Annotated in this window: 18 protein-coding genes; 17 read left to right on the top strand and 1 reads right to left on the bottom strand. The window is 60.4% G+C overall.

The window, feature by feature from the left end:
- Positions 1-367: 367 nt before the first annotated feature.
- The 17 genes from JQ604_RS30900 to JQ604_RS30980 all read left to right on the top strand — a co-directional run bounded on the left by JQ604_RS30900 (position 368) and on the right by JQ604_RS30980 (position 11,395).
- Complete coding sequence (locus JQ604_RS30900; protein WP_212364479.1) at positions 368-802, top strand: hypothetical protein; 435 nt, start codon at positions 368-370, stop codon at positions 800-802.
- A 145-nt stretch (positions 803-947) separates the two neighbouring features.
- On the top strand, positions 948-1,349 hold the full coding sequence (locus tag JQ604_RS30905; protein ID WP_212364480.1) for a hypothetical protein: 402 nt from the start codon (positions 948-950) through the stop codon (positions 1,347-1,349).
- A gap of 99 nt (positions 1,350-1,448) precedes the next feature.
- Positions 1,449-2,519 carry a tail fiber domain-containing protein gene (locus JQ604_RS30910; protein WP_212364481.1) on the top strand — a complete coding sequence of 357 codons (1,071 nt, stop codon included), beginning with the start codon at positions 1,449-1,451 and terminating at the stop codon, positions 2,517-2,519.
- On the top strand, positions 2,519-3,070 hold the full coding sequence (locus JQ604_RS30915) for a hypothetical protein (protein ID WP_212364482.1): 552 nt from the start codon (positions 2,519-2,521) through the stop codon (positions 3,068-3,070). Before JQ604_RS30910 ends, JQ604_RS30915 begins: the two co-directional genes overlap by 1 nt.
- Positions 3,060-4,259: a hypothetical protein gene (locus tag JQ604_RS30920; RefSeq protein ID WP_212364483.1), complete on the top strand. Its 1,200-nt coding sequence runs from the start codon at positions 3,060-3,062 to the stop codon at positions 4,257-4,259. Before JQ604_RS30915 ends, JQ604_RS30920 begins: the two co-directional genes overlap by 11 nt.
- Positions 4,260-4,285: 26 nt before the next feature.
- Complete coding sequence (locus JQ604_RS30925; RefSeq protein WP_212364484.1) at positions 4,286-4,549, top strand: hypothetical protein; 264 nt, start codon at positions 4,286-4,288, stop codon at positions 4,547-4,549.
- Positions 4,550-4,554: 5 nt separating this feature from the next.
- On the top strand, positions 4,555-5,103 hold the full coding sequence (locus tag JQ604_RS30930) for a hypothetical protein (RefSeq protein WP_349631161.1): 549 nt from the start codon (positions 4,555-4,557) through the stop codon (positions 5,101-5,103).
- A gap of 206 nt (positions 5,104-5,309) precedes the next feature.
- On the top strand, positions 5,310-6,281 hold the full coding sequence (locus JQ604_RS30935) for a phage tail protein (protein WP_212364485.1): 972 nt from the start codon (positions 5,310-5,312) through the stop codon (positions 6,279-6,281).
- Between the two features lie 163 nt (positions 6,282-6,444).
- Positions 6,445-7,149 (top strand): hypothetical protein, encoded by a 705-nt coding sequence (locus JQ604_RS30940; protein WP_212364486.1) that lies wholly within the window; start codon positions 6,445-6,447, stop codon positions 7,147-7,149.
- 2 nt (positions 7,150-7,151) lie between these two features.
- Positions 7,152-7,307: a hypothetical protein gene (locus JQ604_RS30945; RefSeq protein WP_212364487.1), complete on the top strand. Its 156-nt coding sequence runs from the start codon at positions 7,152-7,154 to the stop codon at positions 7,305-7,307.
- 9 nt (positions 7,308-7,316) lie between these two features.
- On the top strand, positions 7,317-7,553 hold the full coding sequence (locus JQ604_RS30950; RefSeq protein WP_249158915.1) for a hypothetical protein: 237 nt from the start codon (positions 7,317-7,319) through the stop codon (positions 7,551-7,553).
- A gap of 1 nt (position 7,554) precedes the next feature.
- Positions 7,555-7,938, top strand: a complete 384-nt coding sequence (locus tag JQ604_RS30955) for a hypothetical protein (RefSeq protein WP_212364489.1) — start codon at positions 7,555-7,557, stop codon at positions 7,936-7,938.
- Between the two features lie 5 nt (positions 7,939-7,943).
- Positions 7,944-8,237 carry a hypothetical protein gene (locus JQ604_RS30960; protein WP_212364490.1) on the top strand — a complete coding sequence of 98 codons (294 nt, stop codon included), beginning with the start codon at positions 7,944-7,946 and terminating at the stop codon, positions 8,235-8,237.
- A 53-nt stretch (positions 8,238-8,290) separates the two neighbouring features.
- The gene (locus JQ604_RS30965) at positions 8,291-8,719 is read left to right on the top strand and encodes a GNAT family N-acetyltransferase (RefSeq protein ID WP_212364491.1); all 429 of its coding nucleotides are present in this window, start codon (positions 8,291-8,293) and stop codon (positions 8,717-8,719) included.
- 198 nt (positions 8,720-8,917) lie between these two features.
- Complete coding sequence (locus JQ604_RS30970) at positions 8,918-10,147, top strand: acyl-CoA dehydrogenase family protein (RefSeq protein WP_212364492.1); 1,230 nt, start codon at positions 8,918-8,920, stop codon at positions 10,145-10,147.
- A gap of 10 nt (positions 10,148-10,157) precedes the next feature.
- Positions 10,158-10,712: a flavin reductase family protein gene (locus tag JQ604_RS30975; protein ID WP_212364493.1), complete on the top strand. Its 555-nt coding sequence runs from the start codon at positions 10,158-10,160 to the stop codon at positions 10,710-10,712.
- Positions 10,709-11,395 (top strand): TetR/AcrR family transcriptional regulator, encoded by a 687-nt coding sequence (locus JQ604_RS30980; RefSeq protein ID WP_212364494.1) that lies wholly within the window; start codon positions 10,709-10,711, stop codon positions 11,393-11,395. The genes JQ604_RS30975 and JQ604_RS30980 overlap by 4 nt, the downstream gene beginning before the upstream one ends.
- A gap of 6 nt (positions 11,396-11,401) precedes the next feature.
- Here the strand turns inward: JQ604_RS30980 and JQ604_RS30985 are convergent, their stop codons facing one another.
- Positions 11,402-12,277, bottom strand: a complete 876-nt coding sequence (locus JQ604_RS30985) for a polysaccharide deacetylase family protein (RefSeq protein WP_212364495.1) — start codon at positions 12,275-12,277, stop codon at positions 11,402-11,404.

The following is a 12,277-nucleotide window of genomic DNA, read 5'->3' on the forward strand; positions in this document are numbered from 1 at the left end:
TCCGAGCGCTCACTTTTTCAGAATTCGTACAATGATTATGGAGTTTCATGGAATGCCTGGTTTTAGGTTTGGGCCTACATTTGGAAAGTCGCCTCTTCCCCCACCGCCTCCGCCATACGGAGAAGCCGACCCATCGTCGCCGAATCACGTGGCTTCTCCTGAAGCGCGCGCGCTGTGGAGGTTGTTGCGGCCTCTATTCGAAAGACCCGAGCCAACTGTCAGTCCTTACCAGCCACAACAAGAATCAGACTCGGGAAGATTGCCGAGTGGAGAGGGGAGTCCCGAGCCGGGTCCACCGCCTCGACCGAATGAGCCCGACGGTGGAATATTTGCGCTATTGCTTGCCGAGAGTCTGCGGCGATACGGCTTGGACTGGCCGAATAGGACTGCGCCGCCGGTCGATCCAAATCGTCGGACGCTCGACCGCGTTGATGTCACCGATGCGAAGCGAGGACCCAAGGTTGGTTCCCCGCCGTTAGTGCCGGACGGCACGCCGATCGAGTTACGAGAAGAGGAAGAAACTGTTCCTCAAACATCGGAAGGTGGCGGCAATAGAGATAGTAAGGAGTGCAAGAAAGAATGGGCCGACGCTATGGAAAAATGCGAAACGGCAAACAGAAGCGGGGAAGCACAAAGGATTCCTTCTCGGTATAGCTGGTTTCCCGACAAGCCTTTTGATGTCAAGAATTGTGCTGGCAACTTTGTCACAAAAGATTGTGGTGGGAAATTCTCGGTTCCACTGAGTCCGGAAGAGAGGGCGCAGCGCAACAACGAAATGATCCGAAGGATATTGGGGCGTTGACGAGCCCAGCCCGCGTACAATCCTTGGGACGTTGGTTATGTCTCCCCAGGCGGCATTAATGCTCGTCTGTGTCGACCCTGAGCGAGTCCGCGAAGTATGGCCTCTTGTCTCGGCGCTCTTGAGATCGGCATGTTGTCGAACTGAGTTGAGCGCATTCGGGGACATAGAGGCAGATGTCCTCTCCGGCCGCAGTCTGCTTTGGCTCGCATGGGACAGCTCCGCCATCAAGTCCGCGGCGGCGACGGTCTTAATCAACACCGAAGCCGGGCGCGTTTGCATCATCACCGCCTGCGGTGGCCGAGACATGAAGTGCTGGCTGCCGCTGATCGATGGGATCGAGGCCTATGCCAGCGACGAAGGCTGCACGCGTGTCCGCATCTATGGCCGGAAGGGCTGGCTGCGTGTGCTTGAGGGTTATCGCCAAAAGCACGTTATCATGGACAAGGAATTGATGTCGGTAACGGAAGCAGACGCCCGCAAAGATGAGCTGAATCCCTCGGCGGCATCGACTGCACCATCGATGCAGTCTCTACCAGGCCAGCGTTAGTATTCGACGACGACTTTGGTCCAACCGCGCGCCGGCGCGCGCTGGCGTATGACTGCCTGATTCACTGACCAAAATGACATCATCGAAAGGAATAGAATGATGGGTGGACAATCTTCATCGACCCAGACGCAGCAATCGCAAACGACGCCGTGGACGGCTGCTCAGCCGATGCTGCAAGGTATCCTCAGCCAGCTCAACACGGGCCTTGGTAACACCGGTCTGACGTCCGCAGAAACCGGCGCGCTCAACACGCTGCAGAGCAATGCGGCGCTCGGAAATCCCTATGCCGGGCAGATCGGCGGCTACGCGCAGTCGCTGTTTGGCGGCGGCGGTGCCAATGCGCAGGCCGGCAACGTCCGGGACAATCTGACGACGTTGCGGTCCCAGATCACGCCCTATGCGAATGGAAGCATGATCGGCAACAATCCAGCGCTCGCCGCGCAGCTGGCGCAGATCCAGGCTGACGTTGGCAACAGCGTCAACTCGCAATTTGCGGCCGCGGGACGCGATCTCAGCGGCGCCAATCAGATGGCCTATGGCCGTGGGGTCGCCGCGGCGGAGGCGCCGGTCATTGCCGCGCAATACAACCAGGACGTCAATAACCAGATCAATGCCGCGAATGCCCTCTACAATGGGGGCAATACGACGGCGAACACTTTGTCCGGCATGCAGCAGAACTATCTCGCCAATCAGGGGCAGGGCGTGACCGCAGCGCAATCCGCCCTCGATGCGCAAAATTACGGTGCTAATGCCACGCTGGCGGAAGAGGCCCAGCGCCGCGGCATTCCGGTGCAGGCGCTCAGCCTGCTCGCGCAAATCGGCGTTCCGATCGGCCAACTTGGCCAACAGTCGAATGGCACGTCAAATACCACGCAAGAGATGTCGGGGGCCGACCAGTTCGCGAAGCTCGCGGGCGGCATCGGCAGCATCCTCAAATTCACGCCGTCTGACATGCGACTGAAGGAAGACGTCGCGCCGGTCGGCCAGCTGTTCGACGGCACGCCGGTCTATGGCTATCGCTACAAGGGCGCGCCCGCCTACCACATCGGACTGATGGCTCAGGATGTCGAGCGAAGCGCGCCGCATGCCGTGATCGAGATCAACGGCTACAAGGCGGTCGACTATCGCGCCGCGACCGAAGCATCGCGAAAGATCGGCGAGGTCGGCTAATGGGATTGTTTGATAATTCCTTTGATTTTGATCCGGCGCAGTTCGCAGTTGGCGGTGGATTGCTGGGGCGGCTGGAGGCGATGCAGCCGTTCAATCAGTTCTTGCCGGGAGACGGCTTTCCGTCCCCACCCGTGTCGCCGAATACACCGGCAGCTGTTGCAGTTTCCGGCGGTCCGACCGGCCCGGCTCCCCAGAAGCCGGTTCAGTCGCCACTCCTGACACCTGACTACGGTCAGATCGCGCCCATGCCCATCGGTGACTATCTGATGCCCCGCTTCGGTCGTGCCGAGCAGCCGGCTCTTGCTCCCGATTTCGCAACGCGACTGAGCGCCGGATTTCAGAGTTGGGCGCATACGCCGGTCGGAAATCCCTTCGCTGGTCTCGCCAACGGCATTGCCGGCTTCAATTCAGGCCGGCGTGTGGTCGATCCCGGCGCCAAAGCGGCGGATGACGGTCCTGAAACGTTATCGCCGGCGCAGCCGTTGATTCCGAGCACCCGGATCTTACCACAGCCTGCAGACCCGCGACGGAGGTTCCGACATGGCCGATGAATCTGATCTCACTGGCGCGGCGTTTGATCTCGCAAGTGCCGGCTACAAATCCATGCCCGATCCAAAGCAGCGCGAGGAAGGGGACGCGATCGGCGGTGACAGTGGTTCATTGCGGGAGGCCGCGAGCCGCATTGCAACACCGGAGGATGAGGTCGCTGTCAGGCGATACAGAGATGCAGAAGGCAGACCGGCCGCTTCGAACGAGGCGGTGACGCTCGAGCGTGCCAGCCGCGACTATGCAGCTGCAGTCGCTGCCGAACAATTCATAACAGAGAGCGAAGACGCGCAGGACCTCGCGGCGCGGGTTGATGATCTGCGCGCCGAGGCCTTGGCGAACAATCCTGACGCGGCCGAGTTCTATGGTTTCGAATTGCCGGAGACGAAGGTCGACCGATCAGGATCTGCGCGTGGCGAGTCCGATCCGCAGACCGGCGAGCAAAATTCTCCAGGTTTTGGTGACGAGCTCGATCCGGAATTGGCAAGAGCGCTGCAGCATCCGCAGGTGCGGCGAGCCATTGAGGAAGAGATCGCCGCGATTCACGAGGTAAGACAGGATTATGCCGACGCACTCTCGGCGGCAAGCCAGGTCGCGCAGGCCAGCTTCATCAGCCAGTTTCCCGAACTCGCAGCCGTCCCGCCTGAGAGCCTTCCCGGCGTCCTTGAGCAAATGTCGCGGCAGGAGCCGGATAAATTTGCCCGAGTCCAGGCTGCCGTCGCGGCGACGGAGCAACTCAGCGCCCGACAACGGCAAGAGGACGCCCGGCGGACCGAGATCGCCCACCAGAACTTCCTGGCCTTTGCGAAGGCGGAGGACACGCGGTTCGACGGCATGCTGAAGGGAGAGTCGCCCGAGACCCAACACGCCGTGATGCAGGAAATTATTTCCTCGGCGAAAGCCAGCGGCGTCGAGCCTGCCGAGCTGAGGCGTCTCTTCAACAGCGAGCCATTGATGCGCAATGCGATCTTCCAGCGCATGATGTACGACGCCGGCAAATATCGGTTGATGATGAAGGCGAAAGATGCTGCGACCAGCAGACCGATACCTCCCGTGCAACGCCCTGGTGCGGCTTCGAGCCGGGCGGAGCGGGCAAGCGCTGACATGAAGGCTCTAAATGCCCGGCTATCGAGCTCGGGCAACATCAAGGATGCCGTCGCGCTCTACAATGCGCGAAGATCAAGCCGAAGTTGACACGTGCATTTTCCTGGAGAGATGAAATGCAAGACGATCGTAGCTTTATCGAGCGTGCTGACGCGGTAGCCAAGAAAGTGTATGGCGAACCGATGTCAGCTGACCGGATCGCCGATAACTTTGCGCTCTACGGACTGAACAAGCGTGCTGCCGCATTGGAGCAGCTGGATGACGAGCTGCGAGGCGACATCGACTCCGGTTCGCACAATCTGCGGCGTCACGTGAAGCTGGTGACGCTGCGTCGCAAGATGGCCGATGTCCATCACGCCCTGCGCAAGGCGCGGCGCTGACACGCGTGGCTGGTCCCGGCAATCCGGTGCTGGCGGCGCTGGCGCAAGCGCGCCGCGCGGCTGCGCCGATGTTCGTGCGCTGGTGCGAGTTGAGGGCGCTCTCGCCGTTCCCGGCCGCGCCTGCCACCGTTGCGCGATTTGTTGCTGATGGCGCGCCCATCGGCATCGCGCGGCTTTGGCCGGCGGTTCAGGAGATTTCGCGGCTGCATAGCTCGGTCGGGCTTGCCGATCCGACGCTCGGCGCGGCGATCAATAGCGCCATCAGCGACATTGCCGGAATCGATCCGCCGCGGTCCTGGCCGGACGATCAGAAGCGGCGCTTCAGATTGCTGCCATACGATATGCAGGCCTTCGTGGCAGCGCACGACATGCGTCGCGAGAAGGCGCTCCGGCGCGCACAGAACGAGGCCGCCGCCGCGCGACGGAGCCTGCTGGCCCATCAGAAGGCGCAAAGCAAAACGAAACCGGAGATCAACACTGATGAAACAGATGCGCACACCGCCACTCGAGGTTCGGATCAAGGAGATCCAGGCGGAAGTCGAGGCGATCATTGACGCACGCGCCCAAGCCGTCGCGCGCGATAGCCCCGGCGTTCCGATCGGCGTGATCCGCAACCTCCTGACGGCACGGGCGCCGGCCTGTCCCTGCTCGCAATATCTTCAACTGGGACGCGCCGAATAGCGTTTCCCGGAAAATCCGTGACATCAAACTCAAAGGCGATCACGCGGTGGTCGCCGGTTTTCATTGATGGGGAGAGCGCATGACGTTCTATAAATGGTCGCAGGTTGCCGCAGCCGACGCGACAGCCGACAGTTCGATCAATTGGCAGGAAGGCCAGGCGCCGTCGAGCGTCAACGACTCCGCACGCGCGATGATGGCGGCGCTCGCAAAGCATCGCGACGACATTGGCGGTCCGCTCACTTCGAATATAGGCAACGCCCTGTCGGTGTCGACCTATCAGCAGTTCGACACTCTCGGGCACCTCGCCAACCAGCTCATTTCATTTCGCTCGAATAATACCAACACTGGGGCTTCGACCCTCTCAATTGATGGATTGGGAGCAAAGCCACTGCGTCTTGCCCCGAATGTCGAGACGCCAGCAGGAACAATTCTTTCGGGCGTTCCGTACACGGTCGTCTACAATCTTGGCGATGACTGCTTTTATTTCTTCAACTTCTTCGGCAATCCGTACAATGTCCCGATCGGCGGCGGGATGGACTATTGGGGGACGACGACGCCGAACAGCTCGTTCGCTTTTCCCACGGGACAGGCGATCAGTCGTACCGTCTATTCGGCGTTATTCGCGATCATGGGTACGGCTTACGGTAGTGGCGACGGCACCACGACGTTTAACCTTCCGGACAAGACTGGCCGCGTCTCAGCGATGAAAGAGGGATCGGCTACCCGGTTGACCTCCTCCTACTTTGGCGGGAATTCCACGGTGATAGGCGCAACCGGCGGCCTTGAGAACCACACGCTGACAACTGCGCAACTTGCAGCTCACACGCACAATAACTCGCTGACTGATCCCGGCCACAATCACTCCGGCAACATCGGGGGCGCCAACATCAACGTAACCTCATCAGGCGCCGCGCTCGTCATGCAGCCTGGTGGAAGTGTTGGATCTAATACGACCGGAATCACAATTACTAACGCGAGCGCTGGTAGCGGAAACGCGCACAATAACGTGCAGCCGACGATCATCTGCAATTACATTATCCGCATCATTTAACGAACGAAATCTTGATGCACTTCCCTTCGAGATAGGAAAGGCACTTCCCGCCTTCTGGCGGTGGAACGAACCACCAGATAAGCAGCCAAGAAACGGTCGCAATCGCAACTAGCCAATAGCGCATTGCGGATTTCTACCACCCCAACCCAAGATAGAGCAACCCATGACAGACCTCGTAGCCCTCCGGGCAGCGAATGCGAAGCGCTGGCTGGATATGAAGGTCACGCGGAGCTTTAACAGCGTAGCCCAGCGGCTCGTCGCCCCTCAGGCCAGGGTGCGGTATCAGGTTGTGGCGGTCAAGACCAGAGTGCCCTGGTTCTTCATCGCTGTCGCCCACGAGCGGGAAGCGTCGCAGAACTGGAGCACCCAGCTCGGGCAGGGCGATCCGCTGAATAGCGTTTCCGTCCATATTCCGAAGGGCAGGGGGCCATTCAAGACCTGGGAGGATGGCGCTTACGATGCCTTGGTGAACTGTGCGCCTTTTGCTGCGCGCAACAAGGACTGGAGCGTCGGCGGAACGCTCGCGATGCTCGAGCAATATAATGGGCTCGGCTATGCCGCGCGTGGCAGGCCCTCGCCTTATGTTTGGTCGGGCACCGATCAGTATCAATCCGGCAAGTACGTGCGGGACGGTGTCTATGACCCTGATGTCGTCGACCGGCAACTGGGATGTGCCGGCCTGCTGAAGGCGATGATGGCGCTGGATCCAACGATCGCCTTCTCTGGCGCGGTGTCTGGAGCGCCCAAGTCCGTCGATGCAGTGAAGCCGCTGCCGGGCCGCGAGTCGGCGACGATTATGCATCCGTCTCCAGGCTCGATCGGCGCGTTCGTCGCGCGAATTCTTTCAATCATTTTCAGGAGGAAGTAACAATGTGGACCCTTTTTGACATCGTCGTTTTCGCCGTGGGCTACGCCGGCGCGATCTACTCATGGCCGACCATCAAGGTCTGGGCCAACGGCGCCGCCGCCGAAGTCACCAATCTGCGCGCGAAGGCCGCGGCGCTGGAAGCCAAGATCCGGTCTTGAGCCATGTGGATGCGCATCAAGGCGTGTTGCCTGAATTCGCTCACGGTCGCCTGGGGCTACTGCCTGGCGTTCGTTGGGGTCGTGATGCAGGGCATCGACGCGATCGCCGACGTCCTCGGCGATGCCACTTTCAAGGACCAGCTTGCGGCCGCCATTGGCGACGCCAGGACAGTCGGACGCATTCTGCTGGTCGTTTCCATTGTGACAATCATCGCTCGAGTGCGATCGATACGGAAGGCGGCCTGAGATGTGGATGACAATTCTCTCATTCCTGGGCGGCCCGGTGATCAAGGGGCTGATCGAGGCGTACAACGCCAAACTGCAGGCCGGCAATGTGGAGAGCAAGATCGCCGCAGACCTTGCCGCGACCGAGATTGCTGCGCAATCGGCCGAAGCCAACTCTATCCTGCAATACAGGACCGCCGAGATTGGGCACTGGTACGAGCCCGACAAGCTGATCGGCTATGCCGTCGCGGTCTACTTCGGCAAGTTGCTGGTATGGGACAAAGTCTTGGGGCTGGGCGTGACCGACCCGCTCGCCGGATTTGCTTCTACCACGTCGAACCTCGTGATTGCATTCTATTTTGCGAAGCGCGGGTTTGAGAATGTGGCGCGAATTATCAAGCGGTGACCGTGATGCACGAGGCGGACATCAAGGCCATCGTCGTCGAAACGCTGGCCGAACAAGAGCGACTTCATCGCGATGAGATCGACACAGTCGTCCTGAAGACCGTCGCGACTATCCTGAACTCGTTTGGTGTCGAGGACGAAGACAAACGTGAGCTGCGCGCCGATTTCCAGCACCTGCGTCGTTGGCGCAAGAGCGTTGAGCAGGCGCAGAGCTATACATTCAAAGCCGTCATCACCGTGATCGCCACCGGTTTCGTTGGGGCTGTTTGGCTGGGTGTCAAGGTCGCGCTTGGAAAATGACGGCGCTCTCGTCGAACTGCCTCGCGTCGAAAGCACATCGGAGTATGTAGGTGATGTATCGGATTCGTGAAGTTGACTGCAGTGACGACGAGACGACTGACCACCTCCGTGAGTTGCATCAGTCGACGTTCTTCGGTGCTGCCCGGCTCCCGGACTTCGACGATGGGCATTGGTGGCTGGCCTTTCGGGGTGAGGAGCCGGTAGCCTTCGCAGGTGTCATTCCCTCGACTTACGTTGCACATGCAGGCTATCTTTGTCGGGTCGGCGTGATTGCGCCTCACGTCGGAAACGGTCTTCAATTGCGTCTGATGCGCGCGATCGAGGGACGGGCGCGTCGGAACGGGTGGGATACCGTCGTGTCCGACACGACCGATAACGTATTCTCGGCCAACAACTTCATCCGGGCGGGTTATCGGATGTACGAGCCAACGTTTCGCTGGGGCTGGCCTGCAACGCTGTATTGGCGCAAAGAGCTTCAATGAGGCGGACACACCGTCGTTACTCCGTGATGCATCCAGAGCCCGGCGGCCGACGGCCGCCGGGCTCTTTTTCGTTTTTGCCGGGGTTGGACGCATTTGTGTGGACGGCATGTGTTTCGGGTGCCTTGATCCCGCTTGGCCAAGCGATAGACTGGGGGTCTATCTTGGTTTGACGAGTGCAGGCCGAACGAGGGAATGCCGATGGCCGGGGATAGCCGCAATCCGGATCTGGGAACGCCGATTGATCGTGGCGCCAACGCCAGCTATTCCGGTTTCGTTGCGCGCGCCAAGGCCCTAGTGCCGGAATTGCGCGACCGGGCGGCACGGACCGAAGAACTCCGCCGGTTGCCACCGGAGACCGAGCGAGCCCTGCATGAGGCCGGCTTGTTCCGTATCGTCCAGCCGAGGCGCGTGGGCGGAGCTGAACTGGATTACGTTGCCCTGGTCGATTGTGCGGATGCCTTGGGACAGGGCGACGCGTCGGTGGCTTGGAATTTCGCCAATCTGGCGAGCCATCACTGGATGCTCGGCATGTTCAGGCCGCAGGCGCAGGACGCGGTTTGGAGCCGCGACCGCGATGCGTTGATCGCGTCCTCCTTTATCTTTCCAGCTGGACGGGCCACAAAAGCTGACGGGGGCTATATCCTCAACGGCCATTGGCCGTTTTCGTCTGGCGTCGAGTCCTGCGAGTGGAACATGCTTGCCAGCATCGTCGCATCGGACGACGAGGCGGATGGCATCGAATATCGCCTCTTCCTGTTGAACAGGCGCGACTACATCATCAATGATACCTGGAATGCGACCGGGCTGCGCGGCACTGGATCGAACGACGTCGAAGTCAGCGAGGTGTTCGTCGCCGATGAGATGACCGTCGCCGTGAGCGATCTGACCGGTGGTCCGACGCCGGGGAGTGCGGTCAATGCGAACGCGCTATATGCGCTTCCCGTATTCTCCCTGTTTCCTTATGTCCTGTCGGGGGTCGCGCTTGGCAACGCGCAGGCATGCCTGGATGACTACGTGGAAATCTCGCGGCACCGAGCTTCGACCTATAACAGGGCGAAACTGGGTGACCTGCAAACCACCCAGATCAAGATCGCCGAGGCGTCGGCCAAGGTGGATGCGGCACGGCTGATCATGCGCGCGAACTGCATCAACGCGCTAGCGGACGTCCGACGCGGTGATGTCCCCGATATTTCGGCCAAGACCAGACTGCGGCGTGACGGTGCTTTCGCGGTCAATCTTTGCACCGATGCGGTGTCGCTGCTGTTTACGGCAAGCGGCGCGCGCAGCTTGTTTACCTCTGGCACTCTGCAGCGCCAGTTCAGGGACGCGCATGCGGTGAACTCGCACCTCGCCTTCAACTTCGATGCTGCGGGTACCAACTATGGACGGGTCGCTCTGGGGCTGCCGTCCGAAAATCTGACGCTTTGAGGCGGGATGCATGTCTGACGCGCCCAAGCACCCCGCCGATCCCGCAAACGAGCTCGCAAGCGGCAATTCGGCAATTGATCCGCGAGACTTCCGCAACGCGCTCGGGACGTTTGCGACCGGGGTCACCATTGTGACGGCCATGTCTGCGGAGGGAAAGCCGTATGGCGTCACCTGCAATTCGTTTGCGTCCGTGTCGCTCAACCCGCCGCTGGTGCTGTGGAGCCTCGGCATGTTCTCTCAGGGCCTGCCGATCTTTCAGAACGCAAGCCATTTTGCGGTCAATGTTCTCGGTGCCTCGCAACAGGCGCTGGCGTCGCAGTTTGCCAAGTCCGCAAGCGACAAGTTTGCGGGCGTCGCCTGGACGCCAGGGTTGGGCAATGCTCCCGTCCTTGCCGACGTTGTCGCCAGCTTTCAGTGCCGCGCCGCCAATCGCTACTACGGTGGTGATCACGTGATCTTTCTGGGCGCCGTGGAAGCCTATGTCTACAATGGAAAAGAGCCGCTTCTCTTCGCTCGGGGTGGCTTTGGCCGATTTCTCGCCGGCGACGGCAGCAAGGCACCATGAGCCGAAAACCACCAATCAAGCGCGAGCGCGTCAAGCAAAGGCGCTTGTCGCCCGATGACCGCCGCACTGAGATCATAGCCAAGGCGACGGAGTTCTTCTCGGAGGAAGGGTTTGGTGGCGGTACGCGTGCGCTGGCGCGAAAGCTCGGCGTGACTCAGCCGTTGCTCTATCGCTATTTTCCGAGCAAGGACGATCTGATCCGAGAAGTCTATCGGACGGTCTATCTCGAGCCGCTCAAGACCGGTTGGGACAAAGAGCTGTCCGACCGTTCGCGACCGCTACGGGTTCGGCTGCAGACCTTCTACGAGACCTATACGAATACGATTTTCACACGCCGGTGGCTGCGCATCTATCTCTATTCGGGCCTCAAGGGCCTCGACATGAATCGCTGGTATGTCGGCATGGTCAGGGACAAGATCCTGGCGCGGATCATCCGGGAATGTCGTCACGAGGCTGGTCTTGCGGTGCAAAGCAAGCCGACTGCCGCCGAACTCGAACTGGCGTGGGTGTTCCACGGCGGAATCTTTTACTACGGCGTACGCAAGTACATTTATGACGCGCCGGTGTTCGAGGACAAGTCGCAGATGATCAGCGATGCCCTGGACATTTTTCTCGCCGGATTCGAGCGCATGGCGGAGGCCTCGGCTGATCGCCGTCGGCCTCCAGTCAAAGTGGTCGGTTAGGCCCGGCTAAAGTCTGGCCATTTCTGCGCGATACCAGTCTCCGATCTCGCTTGCGGTCATCAGTGCCACGCCGTCATGGCCTATGACGTAGTCGAGCAGGGCCTCTAGATATTTGATCCGGTGCGGGACGCCCGTGATGTAGGGATGGACCGAGATTGCCATGATCCGCGCGTTGGATGCGCCTTCGAGATAAAGCCGATCGAATTGATCCGTGCAGCGCTTCAGGAATTGCTCGGACGGCAGATGCTGCAAGGCGTGGATCACGATGTCATTGGTCTCGACGGAATAGGGGATGGTCGTGATGGTGCCGTGCGGCGTCGCGATGTCCTGCGGGAGGTCGTCGATTACCCAATCGGCGACGTATTCAATCCCGTTGAAGCGGAGCAGGTCGAGCGTGTCCTCGGTCTCGGTCAGTCCCGGACTCTCCCAGGATCGCGGCGGCTTGCCCGCGAATCGCGCGATCGTATCCACCGACCGCTTGATCGCATCGGCCTGGTTCTCCACCTTGTGCATCGGGCCTTGAAGGAAACCGTGGCCCATGAACTCGAAGCCGGCCTCGAGCGCTGCAGAGGCCACGCGCGGATAGCTGTTGCAGACATTTGCATTGATGGCGAGCGTGACCGGAATCTTGCGGTCAGTGAGCGCCTTGAACTGCCGCCAGAAGCCGGCGCGCATCCCGTACTCGTGCCATGACCAGTTCGGGATGTCGGGCAGCAACGGTTGGCCCATCGGTGGACTCAATACCGTCCGCGGCATTGCATTCTCGATCAGCCATTCCTCGACGTTCAGGATGACCCAGACGGCAAGCTTCTTGCCGTCTGGCAATGTCAGCTTCGGCCGATCGACCTGGGCTTGATAGGCAATGCGGTCGCTGAGAGCCAC

The sequence above is a fragment of the Bradyrhizobium jicamae genome (assembly GCF_018130695.1).
In the GTDB taxonomy this organism is placed as follows: Bacteria; Pseudomonadota; Alphaproteobacteria; order Rhizobiales; family Xanthobacteraceae; genus Bradyrhizobium; species Bradyrhizobium jicamae_B.